Consider the following 18,002-nt stretch of genomic DNA (forward strand, 5'->3'; position numbering starts at 1 on the left):
GAGAAAACTGATAAACGCATAATCAGTTGGTCGGCTAGCAATTATGATTATTTTTCCATTTGACCGGAGTAACGTAAACGATGTCACCATCGACACTGACCATTACTTCGCCGTCCTGAATATTTACCTGCAGCTTCATCGCGCGACTTGCCAGTTTTGCCAGTTCGCTGGTGTTCTTCTCGGAGAGATTCACGACCTGAAGATTATCAAACCGGGTGGTGCTGTTTTTGATCTTCTCCCACCACATATCAGCCGTCCTGCCCCCGTATGAATAGATAATCACCTTGCCCGCTTTGCCACATGATTGGCGGACAACCTTCTCGCTCGGAAGGCCTAACGCCACCCATAACTCCAGCTCGCCACTCAGGCTTTTCTGCCAAATGTCCGGTTCATCATCCGTTGAAAGGCCCTTCGTCATTTCTAATTGCTCATGGGCATTCAGTGCAAAAGCAAGAATACGCAGCATTAACCGCTCATCAGTCTCGGAAGGATGTTTGGCAACGGTCAGTTTATGGGTCTCATAATAGTGACGATCCATATCAGAAACGGAGAGTTCAACTTTATAGATGGTGGCTTTTTGCGCCATGATTTGTCCTGAAATAGAAAAGATAGAGATGCCTAATGCTTCTGGTGGCTTTATGAAAGCAGATAAAAAAAGCCTTGGGAACTCCCGCTCGAAGCCAACGTTCGCTACATCACAGAAACTCGGCTACATAAGCTCGAAAAGCCCTCTTTCCCGCCATTCATGACTTTTGGGCTTCATCGGTCCAGAGCCCATGACTTTTGGACTCTCCAACCGCGGCACATGGATATAGTAGGGAACTCAGTTTAACATTCGTACTCGCGGCATCATGCCGGAAGCAAAGCGTTTTGAACCACCTCGTCCCAACCTAAATAGAACTTATCCTGATCGCGTATCACCGGACGGGTCATCACCTTGGGTTGGGCTGATATCTGTGCCTCTGCCTCCGAATTTTTTAGCCAGTCATTTAACGCCCGATAGTCGTTCGAAGTCCGGTCCACCAGTCGATCGCCGAACTCAACTATCAACTCTGCCATTTCCCCCTCACTCAAAGGTTCCGCCCGGACATCGCGGAAAATGACGTCCTTGCCGCCCACCTCCAATGCCTTCTCGCACTTCTGGCAAACGGCACAGGTCCTCAATCCATAAATTATCACGTCGAAATCTCCTGTTCAGTGATCTGAGAAGCTCCCCCACTTCATCGTCCATTCCGAGCACAACCTCAACGCCACATGAGACTCACCGCCGTTTGCCGCGGGCCTTTGCGATCTTGTTGCCGCGTGGACCAGTTTCCGTTGGAGTGTTGTCGCGGTTTTCTTCGCGAAGCTTCCGCCATCGGCCAAGTCGCGCAGAATCGAGCTTGCCGGCCGCAACCGCCACCTGAACCGCACAACCCGGTTCGTGCCCGTGGGTGCAATCCCTGAAGTGACATTTGACTGCAAGCTCGCTGATCTCCGAGAACAGAATATCCAGCCCGGTCGAAACATCACTTACATGCAGCGTGCGCATTCCCGGCGTATCAATCACCCAGCCACCGCCTTGGATGGCATGGAGCGAGCGTGATGTCGTTGTGTGGCGCCCCTTGGCATCGTTCTCCCGAATACCGCCGGTAAGTTGCACTTCCTCATGCGGCTTACCCTCTGCCAAAAGGACGTCTTTCGATCGTGCCGCACTTTTAGACTTTCAAGATAACGCAGGTGCGACGCGAACGACCCGTAGTCGCCGATCTCGCCATCAACTGCGGCGCAGTCCATCAGATGATCGGCTGCATGGCCATAACGGGTTGAGCGCCCCTCAGTCAGCGCATAATCGATCATGGCCCGCCACAGCAAAACTGCCGCCAAGGGATACTTCTCCCGCAGGGCTTCTGCAGCTGGTGTCAGGATGTGGTAGAGATCCCCATCCAGCTCATCAGCACGCGTCTCGATCAGGCGCGCAGCACAGGACAAATCCGGCCAGTCCAGAAAGAATACCAATGCTAAATGCAGATCCTCAAAACTAAGAGCCTTGGCCTTTGCGCGATCCTCCGCCTCAATATCATCAAAATCCGGTAGGACTTTGAGATAATGCCGCAGGAGGTCCGGGTTGAGCGTCCCGCAGAAGCGTTCCCATCGATGGGCCTGAGCTTCGTCGATCCGATCAAGTGCAATCAGACAGGCAATATACGCCGCATCCCATTCCCTTTGACCAAACGCGCGTCTAGTCAGGTCTGCACTTGTCAGCGTGTTAAGCGCCTCATTGGCTTGTCCCTGCGACAGCAAAAGTCGTGCGACCTCGGCGGCAATATCGGGACGCGCTAGATCATGCTTCGAATACTGAGCAATATAGGCCGCATTATCGCCTTGGGCCTCAGCGATCTCTTGCAGACACATCTTGGTCAGGCGATCTTTTCGATCGCTCGCGTAATTGCCGCTGTCGCTGCGCAGATCACGCAGAAACACGAGTGCCTCATGGTCGTCTGACGGCTCTTCGGCGGGCATCTTTCCATAGGCTTTCACCAAGCCTTTTAGGTGCTCTAAGCCGTCGTCTCCCAGCGTCGGCGCAAGCCGTCCGATAATTCCGTCAAATTCGCCATAGCCGTTATCACGCAAGGCATCCCAAATGCGGGATGCCAAAGCTGTTGGATCGAGAACTGCACGGGGGCCAATATCTTCAAACCTCAACGCTGCAGACCGAAAGACATCGCCGACATCGCCGCGGCTGTCATCCACCCGCTCGTAGACCGACGGTGCTAGCTCGATGAACTGCCACAGCAAATCAAAAGCTTCTGTCGGCTCTTCAGGTGCTATTTTTTCGGTGATCATGTCCAATTGGGTGTCGAGGTCTTTGATCAGGGATTTGCGCTTGCGCCACCCGACAAAGCTGGTCGATTTGCGCAGCGACCCGAGCCGCTTTCGCACATCGCGTGCAAGTTCTGTCGGACCAACATTGTGGCTCAATTCAAGCCGCAGCCGTCGCTTTATCTCGGCGCTGCCAGTGCTGACCTCAAGCAACAGGTCGGCCAGACGTTCGGCGCCCAGCGCGGTCAGATTATCCTTGTTGAGGGTCTTTTTCGACATGGAGGCTTTTTGCCATCGGTCACAGAGAAAGGAAAGGACGGCTCCGTCACGGGTGTCCGTGGTCTGCGGGGCCGGATGGTGGTGAGGCCGGGCGCACCCTCAGCGACGCGCTGACTGTCCTGGAAAGTATCGTTGCAGACGAAACCAACGCACCTGAATTTGACGCTTTGCAGTTTGAAACCCAAACAACGGTGCAAAAGGTCAGACAGTGAAGTCTTTACGTTTGAGAACAGCCAATTAGAAGCGTTTCCATGGTCGTGTGATGACGTCTTTTCATCAATCGGGATTTCGCGACTTCAAGCTTTAAACGCGCGGTCTCCAACTGGAGCATTGCTCTCTCGCGTTGCTTGTACAACCGCCGAACATTGGAGCCCGGGTTCCCTATTATCGCGACGTGGGCTTGGCGAGTTTCTGGAAACCAACTCATAGCTTTTAAAGTCGAAAGATTCCAAGCATTGTCGGCTACCACGTATTTGCGATATGCTAGTTCAAGGGCTCGACGTCTGGTTTGCAATTCGACAAGCATATAGTCCCCTCCACGATCTACGATCCACTTAAGTCTAGGGTAAACTCGTGCGGCGTTTGTATCAACTGTTGAGGGCACCGAGAGCATGAAGGCCTGGGTCTACTTATTCTTGAATTGCCTACAAATAGACGGTCAGGATCGTGCTGGACGGGTTAAAATCCGTTTTTGTCCCGCGGAGCAGTCGTGCGCTGCAGTCTGAATCAAGGCCTGCCAAGAAGATTTAAACATGGGAAGTTTCGTGGGGGAGCATGCGAGCTCAAATCGAATTACTTCGGAAAAATCGTCATACATGCTACGCAAGCACGCTGCCCCCACACCACTTTAAATTGTGGCAAAACTATGTCTATCCCGTTTTAGGAAACAATCTGTTTTCAAACCGCGACTTATAGTGCTGGTTTTCTTCATGTGCTTCGGGGTCAAAGTGAAATCTAGAACGGCTCAAAGTGGCAATACTGGCACTACCGGTTTTCGACACCTCGCCGCCGAACATCAATCGGCGCAACCAGCCCAAGGCAAATGCACAATTAGACAATTCGAGCAACTTCGATCGTCTTTCTTCGCTGAAGTTGAGAATAGGTCAACAGAAATCCGAGAAAACATGCGGAAACGGCGCTCGACCAAGTTACTTTCGGAATGCACGAGCAGAAGCGTGCAGTCTCTTCATGTCATCGTCTTGGATGCCCAATTCGTCTAGATGCATGACCAACGACTGAAGGTAATCGAAATTTGGGCCAAGCCCGCCTTCGGCGACTGCAATCATCCGAGCCGCTTCCTCGACGGTCAGATGCGGCATATAGCAGCGGTTCGTTCGGTCCATGACGAAGACCAATGCTTCTACTGACCCTTGAGACGTTTCAACTTCGTGAAACACAGGACAGTAAGCACCGGCAAACATCTCCCTGTGCCACATGAATTTTGTCTCGCGATCCACTAAATCTGCAGCGATCCTGAAGGCAACACCGTCACATTGCCCACCTTGATCAAGCGCGGCCATAAGCCCGGGCCGATCATGGCTGCCGCGGCCGCCTTCCAGCAGCATACAAAAACTGCGACGCCAGCCTGATAAACCGCCACGCCGGTATTCTTCGACATAAACCGCAGGATCCCAGATCAAAGAGCCATAGGCGAAAACCCAAAGATCCCGAGACCATCGTCCCGCTAGGACCGTTTGGCGATTGGCTTCTCGCGCGTCGTGGTCCATGCGCCATCCCGGTGGCCAACCCTCGGCCTCAGCTTGCTTATCCAGTTCATCGAAATATTCATGCCCGAAACGCATCTCCGAGGACTCTGGATGGGTGATTAGATCGCGAAGGGCGGGGGTGTGTTGAAAGACATGTTCTGGAAAAGGCATAGAGCAGTCTTGTTGGTTTTCAGCACCGATGACCAGAGTAGAATGCGCTGCAGGACACCGTCGCCAAAAAAGCATCAGGAAGCGTGCGGGGTAATCCGTAGATCATCATGTCACAATCTCCTTGTGCATTGATCCTGCTGTTTCGTGCATCAGACCCGTCAATGCAACAAATCAGCTGACCCCGCCTGACCGCTCAGATGATGCGTGACAAGAATGCAATCAAGCGAGTAAGTATGTATTCATGAAACAAATCCCAAAGAAAACGACAGATGATGCCTTAATTCAGGAGTTTCTGAACAAAGGCGGCAAGGTGGACATCGGAAAAACCAAACCGCTAAAAGCCGAACTGGGTTTGAGTAACAATGTTTGGAACAACAAGCTGACCAAAGAAGAAAAGTCGGCACGGGATAAGAAGTGATCTAGTGCGCCAGAAGCAGATTTGCCCACATTTGAAACTTGCTTTTTTGTGGCGCACCGAGCCGCGCATGTAACGGGTGGCTGCCTTTGCGGCAGCATCCGATTTGAAGCCGACGTTTTTTTGCAGAATGGTTGTCCCGGATGCTGATCGAGAGTTCTTTGCGGTCCATTTTGCCATCACACCTGTTGCCTTTACAGAAGCCCCCCCTCTAAAAGTAAACTCGGAAAAATCTGTCTACCCACGCCGGTCCCCTGACCTGAATGCTTTGAACTTTTATACCCCCCCTTCGCAGGTATCTGGTCTATCCTTAGTGCAAGTCATTGCTGGTTTCCTGGTCGCTCCGATCAGTTATCTGACGGGATAGACTACAGGCTTGTAGGTTTTCACATAAGCGCTCCCCTGCAATATTACCAAAGCGGACGCTTAAAGTTCAGAACGGCTAGGTCTGGTACGCGGACAAACCGAACCTGTGCAGCTGCAGCTATTGCTGACGCAGAAAGCACTCGCAATTGCGGCATGGCTATCGTTGTGCCGCAAAGCAATTCACCAAAGCGGCCATGATCTTGGCGCGCGTCAAAGTACGGCTTTCCTGCTTGCGCGGAGAAGTTGCCAATCAGTCCCAAATTTCTGTATTTACTGCACTAATTATTTCTATCTACATCTTGTATTCCGCATTACCCGGGGCCATTTCTGCATTAGGCGAAACACTGTGGATCGCCAATTCTCTGATGGGTAGAAAAATGAGTAGAGTCGCCATTGGTGCTCTTCTCGCGACCTTCGTAGCCTTCTCGGCTCATGCCATGAACCCCGAGATCGATACTGACGGGGACGGAAAAGCATCCCTCGTTGAGCTTCAAACGGTCTTTCCCGAACTCGCCGAAGATCTGTTTCTGGAAATAGATACCAACGCCGATGGTCTGGTGGATGATGAAGAAATGATGATCGCGGTTGAAACCGAGATGATCCCCGGCATCGAAATGGACGCATAACACCTAGCCTTGGAGATTGTGCAATGCACACGCATGACAAGTTCAGATGGGTCTTCGCAAGTTTGGGCCTCTGGCTGATCGTTTCACCCTTCCTGCTCCTCGGCGGTGAAAAATCTCTGATGAACGCAAGGATCGGTGAGACGGCAGTCCTAATGCTTGGTGGTCTGGTGGCGCTTTGGATGGCGTGTTTGAACCACCCCCGGCAAGACCTAATGCAAGCGATCGCCGGTCTGACATTGGGTTCGTCGTTGATCGCAGCGCCGCTGGCGTTTGATCTCAACGAAAGCTCCGTGGCTGTCTGGAACGCTCAAGTGATTGGTTCTGTGTTTGTGCTGAGCGCTCTTTTCGAGTTCTACGACCACTGGGCAGGCCACAACGCCCAGTGAAACTTCAGGAGTGGGGCGATTGTCGCCCCACCCACCTCCAACTCGGAGCCTATTGCGCCTCGTGAGGACCACACCGTGACAATCAAGAAGCTTCTAAAGGACCCAAAGGTAGGCCTGCGGACAATTGCGCCAACCGCACAGATCGCGCAGGCCATCACCATGCTGGCTGCGGACGATACCTCGGCCCTCTTGGTGACAAATGACAACCAAACGGTTGATGGCATTCTATCGAGCAGAGATATCGTTAAATACCTTGACGACCACAAGCAGGTCTCGGACGAAATTCTCGTGCTGGACGTGATGACAAAGGAGGTCATCACTTGCAATTTAATAGAACCTGTCCAGCGGCTTGAGCTGCTGATGACCCGAAACAATGTCCGCCACATCCCGATCACGGATGCCGGTGCCCCTGTCGCTCTGATCAGCATCATCGATGTAACCCGTCACCGCCTCTCTCTGGCCGAAGGCGAGTTGTCACAGATGCGCGATTTTGTCAGCGGTGCCAGCTAATGCCTTCGGCCCTCGTCGCCATCGTTCTCGAAATTGAGCGTGTCGATTGTTTCGGCATGAAACCAACCAACACTAAAAGGAAAGACAATGACAAAAGGTAAAGGCGGCAAACGCGGCAATAAGGAAGCCAAGAAACCGAAGCAGGAAAAGCCCAATGTCAAGGCCACAGCCAATTCCCTCGCAGGCAAGCCTGCACTGGAGATTGGTGGAAAGAAGCTGACGTAACTTTGGATCGCCCCTGCGGTGATTAAAAACCGCCACGCGACAAATGCGCCGCAAAACTGAATGGAGCACGCGAAAGGCTCGCGCGCTCCTGCAAAGGCACTGAAAAGTGGCAAGCGCCATTGCATCTGAATTTTGGCCATACCCATGGAACCCTCTAGAAGGAGCAATTCCAAAATGTTTACGCCTCTACACGACCGCGTTCTGGTCCGTCGCATCGAAGGCGACGAAAAGACGAAAGGTGGCCTGATCATACCCGACAGCGCAAAGGAAAAGCCCGCCGAGGGCGAAATCGTGGCTGTGGGCGCAGGTGCACTGGACGACGACGGCGACCGGATCGCCATGGACGTCAAAACCGGCGACAGGATCCTGTTCGGCAAATGGTCCGGCAGTGAAATCAAGATCGACGGCGAAAATCTCATGATCATGAAGGAGAGCGACATCCTCGGCATCATCGCCTGACCACTTCTGTCCTTCCCTCATTTTTAGGAATACCGACATGTCTGCAAAAGACGTCAAATTTGGCACGGACTCCCGTGGCCGCATGCTCAAGGGCATCAATACACTCGCCAACGCCGTCAAGGTCACGCTGGGCCCTAAGGGCCGCAACGTTGTTTTGGGCAAATCCTGGGGCGCGCCACGCATCACCAAGGACGGTGTGACCGTCGCCAAGGAAATCGAACTCTCCGACCCATTCGAAAACATGGGCGCACAGATGGTCAAGGACGTCGCATCGCGCACCAATGACGAGGCAGGCGACGGCACGACCACCGCTACTGTTCTGGCTCAAGCCATTATTAAGGAAGGCATGAAGTCGGTCGCTGCGGGCATGAACCCAATGGACCTTAAACGTGGCATCGACAAGGCCGTGGAAGCCGTCGTAGCCGAAGTCAAGGCAATGTCACGTCCTGTCGGCGACACGGATGAGATCGCCAAGGTCGGCACGATATCGGCCAATGGTGAGGCTGCGATTGGCCAACAGATCGCGGACGCAATGGCCAAGGTTGGGAACGAAGGCGTGATCACCGTCGAAGAAAACAAGGGCCTGGAGACCGAAACGGAAGTCGTCGAGGGCATGCAGTTCGACCGCGGCTATCTCAGCCCGTACTTCGTCACAAAAGCCGAGAAAATGACGGCGTGCCTGGAAGACTGTGTGATCCTGCTTCACGAGAAGAAGCTGACCTCGCTGGCCCCAATGGTGCCCCTGCTCGAAGCGGTCATGCAAGCGGACAAGCAGTTACTAGTTGTTGCCGAAGATATCGATGGGGAAGCGCTCGCCATGCTTGTGGTGAACAAGCTCCGCGGCGGCTTGAAGGTCGCAGGCGTCAAGGCGCCTGGCTTCGGGGATCGTCGTAAGGCGATGCTGGAAGACCTCGCTATTCTTACAGGTGGCCAGGTCATTTCCGAAGAACTCGGCATCAAGCTCGAGAATGTCACCCTGGATATGCTGGGTGTCGCCAAGAAGATCACGATCACCAAAGACGCCACGACCGTGATCGACGGGGCGGGCGACAAGACGACCATTGCCGCGCGTGTGTCTCAGATCCGCACTCAGATCGAAGACACAACGTCGGATTATGACAAGGAAAAGCTGCAGGAGCGTCTTGCGAAACTCGCGGGCGGAGTTGCGGTGATCAAGGTCGGCGGTGCGACCGAAGTCGAAGTCAGGGAGCGCAAAGACCGCGTCGATGACGCCTTGAATGCAACCCGCGCGGCCGTTCAGGAAGGCGTCGTTCCCGGCGGCGGTGTTGCTCTGGTTCACGCTGGCAAGGTGCTGGCAGGCCTTTCTGGTGACAATGCAGACCAGACGGCAGGCATCGCGATCATCCGCAAGGCCCTCCAGGCACCGCTGCGCCAGATCGCCGAAAATGCAGGCGTTGATGGTTCGGTCGTTGCCGGAAAGATCGTCGAGAATGACTGCAAGACGTTTGGCTACGATGCACAGGCAGACACCTACGGTGACATGTTGAAGGCGGGTATCATTGATCCCACGAAAGTTGTGCGCATTGCGCTCCAATACGCAGCCTCAGTTGCTGGCTTGCTTGTGACGACAGAAGCGATGATTGCTGATCGTCCGATAAAATCCGGCAGGACCGAAATGGCTGACATGGAAAGCATGATGTAGATGGTTACCCCGGACAAAAGGCGACTTATTTGGCGAAGGAAAGCAAAAACGCGTCGGTACTTAAGAGAGTGTTCTCGCTTTACAGCGAATTGCAACCCACCTGTGATAGTCTGGACTCCGGGGGCCACATCGAACGGCTGTAAACGGCAGATTGGCGATGGAACGCAGCGACTTCTGCGCGACCAACCCGCGAGATATCTCTTCACGGTCCACCAAGCTTAAAGCAAATCGAGATCGCTTACGGGCAGGTGGCCGGATCCCACCAAACTGCGCCAAATGTGGAAAGATCGAAGACGACGCACGATTGAAGTGCCGCCCAATCGAGCTCATAGACTCTCCGCGTTGCCATCGGTCCCACATCTCAGACTTCTGTCTGTCCGTATAAAACGTCCGCGTACGATACTTCATCTCTAACACTCCATCTTTCCAAAAAGATCAAAGTGTTGCGATCACCCGTTGAAACCGCAGGCATATTCAGACCTTTGCGACCCTCAAGACCCAACTCTTGCGTTTCGCGCGGACGCAGCATCAACCTGTGCGGCCCGAGGGCGACCGCCTGACGGTATCGGTAGGTTGTAGTGTGAAGGATGTCGAGGCAGGCCAAATTTTGGGGGTCCAGTGTGGTTCGCGCAAGACGGCACGCAGGTCGATGCGGATCAGCGGCGGCGCGATGACCCAGAGCTATCGGGCGCGGCGTTTCGCCAGGCGTTCAATCTTTTGCAGCGCCGACAGATCCGCTCTCCGAACCCTTCGCTCCAGAAAAGGGTTTCGCACCGCAGGCATTGGCGTTCCTGCGGAACGTCGCGCCGGGCCCGAACGGTCGTAATGTATGGCTGTTCGCCTTCGGACATGGCCTCGTCCGACATCAAGTCTGTCCCGCGACTTGGCGGCCTAGCGATCGCGACAGTGTTTCCGGCTCTGTCGAAATGCCTTCGTTTTCGGCAGCCTGTATTGGTGCATCGTCCGGCGTCTTTTGAGTGGTCGTGATCGATGCCCGCCCACCCAGATCGGGATCTGGCGTTTTGCGGTCCGAGTAGAGGTGGCGCAGATGCGCCTCGGAGACACCGTCGGCCTTCATCACGAGGCGCACCATCGGATCCGCCAGCATTTGCTCGAGGAAGAAGTCGGATAGCGCCTTACCCGTCAGCTTGTCCCTGGCACGTGCGTAGTCGAGGTCGGCAAGGGAAACGGTAAGAGTCCGTGCAAGTCCAGGATGCGATATCTGGGGATGAAGCTTCACCAAAACGGAGGCTTTCCAAGCTTCGGGATCCTGTTGATTGGGGGGCGAAACCAACTCCGTTTCGATCTCGTACTCTCCCGCCGGGAGCGTTTCGGTGAAACCGGGTACGGTGAACGGTCGTGCGAAAACCGCAACTGTCTTGCTCGTCATATCTTCCATCGGCGTGATCCTCTCCCTTATTGTTTCTGTTGCCCGCGCCCCCTTGAGAATGGGGCGCGCAGCCTGTGCAGGTCTCAAGATGTCTCTGAGTCCGCTGGCGCCTCCTTGCCAGCGACCGTGGGCTCGTTCGCCTTGGCAGGCGCGTTTGCTGTTTTGGCAGGCTTCGGCTTCATCGCGGCCGCAGCCTTGGCGGTCAGGTCCTTGAAGGACATGTCATGTTCCTTTGATTGGCCGGGGCCACCTCCTTGCCCATTGCGGACCGGGATGCTTGGCATCGGTACAATCTATATGGGGACTGGCGGCCCGATTTACGATAGCGCATCGAAAAGGAAGCCGAGATCATTCAGGCCAATTCATCCGTCCACACCTTGAATTCCGTCAAAGGGTACTGACCGAATGTCTGGGTCAAAGGGACATCCGTGGCATCGCGGCCGCGCGCGATCAGAATTCTCGCAAACCGCGGCTTGTTGTTGCGCGGGTCAAACATGTGCCATTCACCAGAGAGAAAGACCTCCATCCACGCGGCGAAGTCCCCCGGCGGATGAGGGAGAGGTTCACCGGTGTCACTCAGATATCCTGTGCAGTAGCGTGCAGGAATGTTCATGCAACGACACAAAGCGATGGCGAGATGGGCAAAGTCGCGGCAGACGCCCTTTTGCTCGGCCATTGCCTGCAATGCGGTGCGCGTCGCTTTCGCCTTGGGGCCCATTCGGATCGCGATATCAAAGCCGGCATCGATCAGGTCACGTCGGATGTCTGAAAAATCCAGAGACAGTTTGATCCTCGGGTGGGCCTTGGAAAAGGCCGCGATCTGCTCTGTGAAATGTGATTTTGAGAGGACGGATGGAACGGTCACGCGAAGCTCACCGCTCGGCGCAGTTGCGGACACCGACAGATCAACTAACTCGCCTTCGACGGCCTCCAGCATCTTGTGCGCTGCAGCCAGAAGCCTGTGGCCCTCGCGCGTCAGCGTCAGCTTTCGGGTCGAGCGATAGATCAGCGCGACGCCAAGGCTGTCTTCAAGAATGACATTGATTTGCTCCATGTACGACGGGTTAAAGTAGGTGAAAGATATTCGAGTGGATTAGGAGAGAACTACAATGGCAATTGTTACCAATGCGATTGCCGTAACAATTGCCATGCGAAACTTTTTGGCCGGTGATCGAAGGAACGCCTGGTCTGATTTCAAGCGCTTCCCCAATCTCTCGTTTAATGTGCCATTTTCCAATTTAGTCAGCCTTTCTCTTTAGATAACTACCCGGGCTGCAAAACAGGGATACGACCTCACGTGGGATTCTGTGCCCAACTTGGTACAGAGAATGTGCTTCATGTTTCGAAAGGCCGTGGTTGCTCGACGTCGGCAACACCGCGACGAAGGTTTTTTAACCACTAGCCATTGCTATATCCCACACGTCAAAATGTCAAAGCCCATACAAGCGGTGGTTCGGGTACCGTTAAGGAACAACCGCTTCGTTCCAAAACGTTTGTTTCTTGGGAGGGTACAGAAGGCTAAGCTCTTTTGTTTAGACATGTACCCATACATTCGACAGATGATGCGCTTGTTCAGGAATTCCTGAACAAAGGTGGCAAAGTCAACTTTGGCAAGACCAAGCCGTTGCCGGAAGAACTGGGCCTAAGCAAAATTGTTTGGAACAACAAACTAACCAAAGAAGAAAAGTTAGCTCGCGATAAGAAGTAAAGCGGACCTTAGATGCACGATGCGCCGAGATCCGCTGAGCGGGACGAATTGTAAATTCGCTGCGCTTGCACCAATGACCGTTTTGTTGGCTCGCACTAGTTGGATTGAAGAATAGTCCGCCTTTGACAACCCTTATTAGCCAATGCAGTACCGCGGTTGAGGGACACCGCTTTCGGGCGGGCCGTGGCTATTTTCGGATTTCTAGGCTTCGTCAAAATCCGGAACATTGCCCAGCCTTACAAGGAAGCTTGGTTCGCCAACTTCCCCACTGTTTGGATCCTCACTGACCATGTAAGCGTCAGCACCTGCGCAATCCACGGATAGAGCCTCTCGTTCGGCTTTGTTTTGTGCCTCCGAGGCTGTGGAGTATTCGAATTGCTTGGCAATTTTCAGGCCAGTCTGCCCATTTCGCCCAGCCTTCATTTCAACATACGTCTGGCAGATATAGTGAATTTTTTCTGTGGTCCGCTCTGAATTCGTCATGGATTGATCCTTGGAGGAAGCCGGGACGATTGAGAAATCTGACATCCGCCTTGGCCGATTTCAGCCCGGTTTGATTGCTTGTGAGGAATCTAGGCGTTCAACCCAAAACAAGGCTGCTGAAGCTTTGTCATCGCTTTGAAGTGCCCAAAGATCAACGGGTTTTGCGCGTCGCCTTGGTTGTGGTTTCAGGTGGCGTGTTCGCGTCTCGTTCAAGACGGGTGTTGCGAAGCCGGGTGATTTTAGCCTGTCGTTGTTCGGCTTCTTCATCGACCATTTGTCTGACAACACGTGTCGTCTTGTCCAGCGCGGTTTCCGGTTTGGGGTTATGCTCTTTGAAGACATTTGTAATTGTGTGTTTCGTCAATTTTTTAGTCTCTCTTTTTTGGTTACAGATCGGTTGGTCTAGGAAAGGTCCTTCAAAACAGCGTCAAGTGTTCGGCCTTGCCTCGGATATGTCGCGATTGTCTCGTGGGTCGATCATCGAATAGTTTTACTTTGATGTCTGGCGCGGCCATCGCATGCATCAACGCGTTGTAGTTCATCTGAAACTTCGCTTCAGATCCCATCTTCAGCATGGATCGGTTTGCCTCAATGACCAGATGATTTCTGGTTGCACGGATAAATATGCGCAAACTAGCATCGAAACCCCCGAAATGTCTGTGTCCTGATGTCCGATCGCGAGTATATGGCGCTTGGAAACACCACTGACTTGCGCGATCCGAAGTTTTACCAAAGTTGGGTTGACCAGGGCAATGGCGGAAGGCGCAGGTTTTGCATCCGCTTCAATATCGTCGAAAAAGGATCCGCTGTCTTGTCCGCTACAGGTGCTATCGATGACAGAAAGGATGCGATACGCTTGTTAATGGCGGACAAGGCCATTCGCCGTCTTGCCATCGGTTTGCGCAAAATTCCCCTCGCAATAAACGACTGCCGATGGGGGCTTTTTGACCTGCCTGACTGACGCCAGATTTGTAGGTTTGATCGGAGTGATTGGTGGCGCTTGCGCGCCGCCTACGGGACGGCGGATAGTGACAACATTTTCAGATTTGATTTCCATTGTAGTTCCCTTTTTGCGTCGGCACAGAGGACAGAACTGTCCTCACCTGCGCTTTTTGAAGTAGTCGTTGGCGCGTTTTGCGCCTAGTTGTTAAGCACGCACAGCTCCTTTGATTTTTGGAAATTTCGGTTGCATTCCCATCGGTTTCCCGACCTATCCAAATGCGCGTTTTCGGGCAGGCTGATCAATTCGCATGTATCTCCAGAGACGGCGTAGCCACGATCACACTTCCACCCTCTGCCGTAGGTTGTGCCGTCAAAATATGCATTTTGCGGGACCACGACAGCTTCGCACAGACCGGCCTTTTCAAAGAAGCCACGCTCACATGTCCAAGGTTGACCGTATCCTGATCCATTCAGAAAAGCGTTGGCTGGAACCGCAATGGGGGTACATTGCTCGCCAGTTGTTTCAAACCCACGTTTGCACGTCCACATGGAACCATATGAGGCATCTGCCAAGTATGCATTTGCTGGCAGCAAGATCTCCTGACATGTGTCATCAATCTTGATGTAGCCACGCAAACACCGCCACCGTTCGCCCGACGGGTCCAAAAACCCACCTTCAGGCACCTCTACTGCAACACATGCAGCTTCATCGGTTCCGCGAAACCCATGCAGACATTCCCATCCGGAACCGTAGGACCGGTTCGTTTCGTATGCGTTCTGCGGCACAACAACAGCGACGCAGGCATTTTCGTTTAGCCGGAAACCAATGTTACATTCCCATCCGGAACCGTAACGTTTGGCACTGGCGTTCTCAGGCATTGTCAGTGCGGCGGTTTGTGCAAATGCAGGGAGCGCAAGCAACATGACTGCTATGATCGAACCTACAAATAGGGCCATGACTGTTGGTCTGTCTGCTAGTATATGAACTGCGGCAGAGCGCGGAGATCGCGTTTCCGTTGTTCCTAATTTACGACCCATCTAAAGCAAGCTCCTCAAGACAGGCGTCTGCCAGATCCCGGCTTGGAACGTCAGTGCCGGGCAGTGTGGCCCAGCCTGTTTCCATCATCGCATTGCGCTGCTGAAAGCTTGAGGTTTGTTGAAGTGTCGCCAGTTTTTCGATGCGTTCTGCATCAGCTTGCGAAAGGTCTAGACAAACCGGCACCATGGCCAATGTGACTTGCTCTGACGCGAAGCTATTTGCCCTCTTGTCCGCGCTGCCTGCTGTTGACCAGCCACCCCAGGTGAAGCCAAGAATAGATACAACAACTGCGCCAACCAAGGCACCGTAAACACCGGGTTTCGTCCATTCGGGAAATTTCATTTTCGATCCTCTGACGGAGAAAGCGCCGCCGCACTATTTTTGATTGCGTTCGTATTTGCGTTGGCCTGATCCTGCTCCAGAGCCAACTCCAGGTCTCGGTGGTCCACTAAGCGCACCTCTGATTTTCCTGTGTGCCAATTAATCAATAGAAACGTCGCCGTCCGTCTGTATGCCGCAAAGCTGTGGCTCAGGATGACTTCGTCGTCTGCCAACACTTCGTATTCACCCGCGGGCAGTTCATCGGCGTATCCCGCGACCACAAACGGATGAAGAAATGTCACAATTGACGTGGTCGAGCGCGATGACATCGGCAACCTTCCCAAACATCAGACCCTTGCGACAGGACGTGACAGTTGAATTTTCATGATTAAGGATTGTGGTCCGCTTTCGCAGACTGATGCGCCGACGCCGCAGAGAACCGCAATTTTCGTATTCTTCATATAGTCTCTGGGCGTCAGAAATACAACGTTGGTGACATTGGCTCCAATTCTGAGACAACCCATGCGCCTAGAGAGGTCAAGGTTTGCAGGACTCCATCGTGTGCATCGGAAGACCTTCTCCAGCCATGTCATTTTTCGGCTCATCCGCTCAGAAGCTGACTTTCGCTGCATCACAGAAGATTGGAACAGAGGGCTCATTGCTGCCATCTCCGGTCGATGTTGTCGGACGGCCGCTCAGCGGAGCCAGGCACTCACTCGGGCAGGCTACTAGGCCCCGGCTGGCCAGGCAAAGCTGGGTTGCAGTGCCTCGTAGACCGGGCGAGCATCCGATGGTTTCGGGTAGCCTTTGCTCTCGTCCCAGAACGCGTGATAGGTTGCATCAGGAAACGCCGCATCGTCGTAGCCCATGACGTTTGGCACAGCGACCCGGATGCGCTTCTCCTTATCGTCCAGCATGAGAGCTGCCTCGCATTCAGAGCAGGTGCAAAGCTCCAGCGGACCGTCTGGGTTGTCCTTGTTGAACGGTTGTCTAGCCATCTTCTCGGGATGATCGGCTGTTAAATCACCCCAGTTGAAGAAAGCCACATGTGTGTGCTGCTGGCCGGTCACCGATTTGCAAACATCGCAGTGGCATTCATGGTTGTCGATCGGTTCGCCGGAGGCGGTTACACGCACGTGGTCGCATCCACCCTGATATTGACTGGCCATTTAATCCTCCCTTTCTTTCGGCACCAATCAATCCGGCACCTTGCGTCACGAGCATAGCACAGCGTCCGGCGAGTCGCGAATTTCTCGTCGGTATCGAATGTTGTGATCGAGCCAAATGTCGCAAAAGGGCTCTGACCGGTCAGAGCCGCATTCCGCACGAATGCCCACACCACAAACCGGCCTTTTGCAGTTGCAGCAGATGCGACTGCGTAAAACCTTTGCACCCGCGGCATGGGATGTTCGGCGACGCGGTAAATTCTTCCCGAAACTCGTCGTTCGACCTTGTCACATTCCCTGTTCTGCGTCCTTAGCACTTGCAATGAAGAGGACATGTACCCACATAAACTTTGCGATGTATCTTTTTACGACCTTCTGTTTTCTAGCGGCCTCAGTTGATCCAACGACGACACTGAGCCGGGCTATCGCGTGATGTGGATGGCAATTATTCTAGGAGACATCACGATGGCCAACGGCACCGTGAAATGGTTCAACACTCAAAAAGGTTTCGGTTTCATCGCCCCTGAGCATGGACCGAAGGATATTTTGGGTCACATTTCCGCCCTTGAACGGGCAGGGATTAATCAGCTGGACGATGGGCAGACTGTGGCCTTCGACATCGAAGAAGGCCGGGACGGCCGCGAAGCTGCAACCAATCTCGCACTGGCGTAAGTCGGCGTTGAACTGAATTGTAAGAGGGGAATGACCTTTGGGCTGTTCCCGCCTCCTTACTTGATATGGCCCTTTGGTTTTCAGAGATGGCCATCGCGATTTTAATGGAACAAAAACTTGATAGAAATTAACTGGGGAACCCCCATAACATTAGTTCTGTCGCCAGAAGGCGGCACCAAGAAATTCACCACCATAGAACAGGCCTCACACTGGCTTCGGAAAAAGTGGCCGGTTGCCGATCGCTACCGAGACGTTGCGGTTGGTCGGATTGATGCGGCGATGCATTGTATGGGTACGGTTGGCTCGGCCCGCAAAGCTTTCCTTGCGGCAGCGAACACTGCTGGCTTCAAGCTGGACCATGCGAACACCGGAACAACACCCATTCTTTGATCATTGCGGCGCAACGCCTGCGTCACTCGTGGATCACCATTCAGACTCAGGACGTCGGAAATATCAGCCCATCCAAAGCCTGGCGGACCGTGTCGCGGCCCCAGTGATAAGCTCAACAAGGAGACCACCAGATCACTAGTCTTACAAACACCACATTGTTGAAAAGCACCAAACCACGCGCGGAAACGCTGATGGACAAAACTACGCGCGCAGTAACCGAAATCCTTGACGAAGAAACGGAAAAACGCAGAATCAAGACAGATCGTCTTCGCAAGGCTCGCCT

26 protein-coding genes and 2 pseudogenes are annotated in these 18,002 nt (G+C 53.6%); 11 read left to right on the plus strand and 17 right to left on the minus strand.

Features of this window, described 5'->3' with window-relative positions:
- Positions 1–34 precede the first annotated feature (34 nt).
- The 5 genes from C1J05_RS14015 to C1J05_RS14035 all read right to left on the minus strand — a co-directional run bounded on the left by C1J05_RS14015 (position 35) and on the right by C1J05_RS14035 (position 4,958).
- Positions 35–586, minus strand: coding sequence for a YaeQ family protein (locus tag C1J05_RS14015; RefSeq protein ID WP_114870796.1), 552 nt, complete (start codon positions 584–586; stop codon positions 35–37).
- A 263-nt stretch (positions 587–849) separates the two neighbouring features.
- Positions 850–1,179 carry an arsenate reductase family protein gene (locus C1J05_RS14020; RefSeq protein WP_114870797.1) on the minus strand — a complete coding sequence of 110 codons (330 nt, stop codon included), beginning with the start codon at positions 1,177–1,179 and terminating at the stop codon, positions 850–852.
- A gap of 82 nt (positions 1,180–1,261) precedes the next feature.
- Positions 1,262–1,642, minus strand: a complete 381-nt coding sequence (gene rsgA, locus C1J05_RS14025; RefSeq protein WP_368073712.1) for a GTPase RsgA — start codon at positions 1,640–1,642, stop codon at positions 1,262–1,264.
- Positions 1,546–3,081 (minus strand): DUF6880 family protein, encoded by a 1,536-nt coding sequence (locus C1J05_RS14030; protein WP_254684604.1) that lies wholly within the window; start codon positions 3,079–3,081, stop codon positions 1,546–1,548. The genes rsgA and C1J05_RS14030 overlap by 97 nt, the downstream gene beginning before the upstream one ends.
- Before the next feature lie 1,148 nt (positions 3,082–4,229).
- Entirely contained in the window at positions 4,230–4,958 is a 729-nt protein-coding gene (locus tag C1J05_RS14035; protein WP_162797885.1) for a gamma-glutamylcyclotransferase, read from the minus strand.
- A 241-nt stretch (positions 4,959–5,199) separates the two neighbouring features.
- Here C1J05_RS14035 and C1J05_RS21730 point away from each other — a divergent pair, with 241 nt between their 5' ends.
- The 4 genes from C1J05_RS21730 (at position 5,200) to C1J05_RS14050 (ending at position 7,261) form a co-directional block, all read left to right on the plus strand.
- On the plus strand, positions 5,200–5,376 hold the full coding sequence (locus C1J05_RS21730; protein WP_205388955.1) for a hypothetical protein: 177 nt from the start codon (positions 5,200–5,202) through the stop codon (positions 5,374–5,376).
- Between the two features lie 509 nt (positions 5,377–5,885).
- Positions 5,886–6,365 (plus strand): hypothetical protein, encoded by a 480-nt coding sequence (locus C1J05_RS21915; RefSeq protein WP_254684605.1) that lies wholly within the window; start codon positions 5,886–5,888, stop codon positions 6,363–6,365.
- Between the two features lie 23 nt (positions 6,366–6,388).
- Positions 6,389–6,751: a hypothetical protein gene (locus tag C1J05_RS14045; RefSeq protein WP_114870799.1), complete on the plus strand. Its 363-nt coding sequence runs from the start codon at positions 6,389–6,391 to the stop codon at positions 6,749–6,751.
- Between the two features lie 75 nt (positions 6,752–6,826).
- Positions 6,827–7,261 (plus strand): CBS domain-containing protein, encoded by a 435-nt coding sequence (locus C1J05_RS14050; protein WP_114870800.1) that lies wholly within the window; start codon positions 6,827–6,829, stop codon positions 7,259–7,261.
- Here the strand turns inward: C1J05_RS14050 and C1J05_RS21530 are convergent.
- Positions 7,258–7,632: a hypothetical protein gene (locus tag C1J05_RS21530; protein WP_205388956.1), complete on the minus strand. Its 375-nt coding sequence runs from the start codon at positions 7,630–7,632 to the stop codon at positions 7,258–7,260. The genes C1J05_RS14050 and C1J05_RS21530 overlap by 4 nt on opposite strands.
- 28 nt (positions 7,633–7,660) lie before the next feature.
- On the opposite strand from C1J05_RS21530, the gene C1J05_RS14055 reads away from it, so the two are divergent.
- Positions 7,661–7,945 carry a co-chaperone GroES gene (locus C1J05_RS14055; protein WP_114870801.1) on the plus strand — a complete coding sequence of 95 codons (285 nt, stop codon included), beginning with the start codon at positions 7,661–7,663 and terminating at the stop codon, positions 7,943–7,945.
- A 37-nt stretch (positions 7,946–7,982) separates the two neighbouring features.
- Positions 7,983–9,608 (plus strand): chaperonin GroEL, encoded by a 1,626-nt coding sequence (groL, locus tag C1J05_RS14060; protein ID WP_114870802.1) that lies wholly within the window; start codon positions 7,983–7,985, stop codon positions 9,606–9,608.
- 153 nt (positions 9,609–9,761) lie between these two features.
- Here groL and C1J05_RS22275 read toward each other — a convergent pair.
- The 5 genes and pseudogenes from C1J05_RS22275 to C1J05_RS21735 form a co-directional block, all read right to left on the minus strand.
- Positions 9,762–10,016: pseudogene (locus tag C1J05_RS22275) on the minus strand (IS30 family transposase); the annotation flags it as partial.
- Entirely contained in the window at positions 9,970–10,212 is a 243-nt protein-coding gene (locus tag C1J05_RS22015) for a transglutaminase N-terminal domain-containing protein (RefSeq protein WP_114870803.1), read from the minus strand. The pseudogene C1J05_RS22275 and the gene C1J05_RS22015, both read right to left, overlap by 47 nt.
- 261 nt (positions 10,213–10,473) lie before the next feature.
- Positions 10,474–11,007 carry a hypothetical protein gene (locus C1J05_RS14080; RefSeq protein ID WP_114872328.1) on the minus strand — a complete coding sequence of 178 codons (534 nt, stop codon included), beginning with the start codon at positions 11,005–11,007 and terminating at the stop codon, positions 10,474–10,476.
- Between the two features lie 74 nt (positions 11,008–11,081).
- Positions 11,082–11,219, minus strand: a complete 138-nt coding sequence (locus C1J05_RS14085) for a hypothetical protein (RefSeq protein WP_162798078.1) — start codon at positions 11,217–11,219, stop codon at positions 11,082–11,084.
- A 131-nt stretch (positions 11,220–11,350) separates the two neighbouring features.
- A pseudogene (locus C1J05_RS21735) lies at positions 11,351–12,031 on the minus strand (transglutaminase domain-containing protein); the annotation flags it as partial.
- 76 nt (positions 12,032–12,107) lie between these two features.
- Here C1J05_RS21735 and C1J05_RS21535 point away from each other — a divergent pair.
- Together C1J05_RS21535 and C1J05_RS21920 are read left to right on the plus strand one after the other, a co-directional pair.
- Complete coding sequence (locus C1J05_RS21535; RefSeq protein WP_162798079.1) at positions 12,108–12,257, plus strand: hypothetical protein; 150 nt, start codon at positions 12,108–12,110, stop codon at positions 12,255–12,257.
- Between the two features lie 269 nt (positions 12,258–12,526).
- On the plus strand, positions 12,527–12,706 hold the full coding sequence (locus C1J05_RS21920; RefSeq protein WP_114870806.1) for a hypothetical protein: 180 nt from the start codon (positions 12,527–12,529) through the stop codon (positions 12,704–12,706).
- 201 nt (positions 12,707–12,907) lie between these two features.
- On the opposite strand, the gene C1J05_RS14100 is transcribed toward C1J05_RS21920, so the two are convergent.
- Together C1J05_RS14100 and C1J05_RS14105 are read right to left on the minus strand one after the other, a co-directional pair.
- Positions 12,908–13,189, minus strand: coding sequence for a hypothetical protein (locus C1J05_RS14100; protein WP_114870807.1), 282 nt, complete (start codon positions 13,187–13,189; stop codon positions 12,908–12,910).
- Positions 13,190–13,340: 151 nt separating this feature from the next.
- The gene (locus C1J05_RS14105; RefSeq protein ID WP_114870808.1) at positions 13,341–13,553 is read right to left on the minus strand and encodes a hypothetical protein; all 213 of its coding nucleotides are present in this window, start codon (positions 13,551–13,553) and stop codon (positions 13,341–13,343) included.
- A 303-nt stretch (positions 13,554–13,856) separates the two neighbouring features.
- Between C1J05_RS14105 and C1J05_RS21540 the strand changes: the two genes are divergently transcribed.
- A complete protein-coding gene (locus C1J05_RS21540) occupies positions 13,857–14,150 on the plus strand; it encodes a hypothetical protein (protein WP_162797862.1) in 294 nt (97 codons plus the stop codon).
- Positions 14,151–14,329: 179 nt separating this feature from the next.
- Here C1J05_RS21540 and C1J05_RS14120 read toward each other — a convergent pair whose 3' ends face one another.
- The 4 genes from C1J05_RS14120 to C1J05_RS14135 form a co-directional block, all read right to left on the minus strand.
- Positions 14,330–15,088 carry a hypothetical protein gene (locus C1J05_RS14120; RefSeq protein WP_114870811.1) on the minus strand — a complete coding sequence of 253 codons (759 nt, stop codon included), beginning with the start codon at positions 15,086–15,088 and terminating at the stop codon, positions 14,330–14,332.
- A 70-nt stretch (positions 15,089–15,158) separates the two neighbouring features.
- A complete protein-coding gene (locus C1J05_RS14125) occupies positions 15,159–15,512 on the minus strand; it encodes a hypothetical protein (protein ID WP_114870812.1) in 354 nt (117 codons plus the stop codon).
- On the minus strand, positions 15,509–15,820 hold the full coding sequence (locus C1J05_RS14130; RefSeq protein ID WP_114870813.1) for a hypothetical protein: 312 nt from the start codon (positions 15,818–15,820) through the stop codon (positions 15,509–15,511). Before C1J05_RS14130 ends, C1J05_RS14125 begins: the two co-directional genes overlap by 4 nt.
- Positions 15,821–16,219: 399 nt before the next feature.
- On the minus strand, positions 16,220–16,660 hold the full coding sequence (locus C1J05_RS14135; RefSeq protein ID WP_114870814.1) for a GFA family protein: 441 nt from the start codon (positions 16,658–16,660) through the stop codon (positions 16,220–16,222).
- A 462-nt stretch (positions 16,661–17,122) separates the two neighbouring features.
- Here C1J05_RS14135 and C1J05_RS14140 point away from each other — a divergent pair, with 462 nt between their 5' ends.
- The gene (locus C1J05_RS14140) at positions 17,123–17,329 is read left to right on the plus strand and encodes a cold-shock protein (protein WP_114872329.1); all 207 of its coding nucleotides are present in this window, start codon (positions 17,123–17,125) and stop codon (positions 17,327–17,329) included.
- 117 nt (positions 17,330–17,446) lie between these two features.
- Positions 17,447–17,719, plus strand: a complete 273-nt coding sequence (locus tag C1J05_RS14145; RefSeq protein ID WP_204326055.1) for a DUF982 domain-containing protein — start codon at positions 17,447–17,449, stop codon at positions 17,717–17,719.
- Positions 17,720–18,002: the final 283 nt, after the last annotated feature.

The sequence above is a fragment of the Sulfitobacter sp. JL08 genome (assembly GCF_003352045.1).
Taxonomy (GTDB): domain Bacteria; phylum Pseudomonadota; class Alphaproteobacteria; order Rhodobacterales; family Rhodobacteraceae; genus JL08.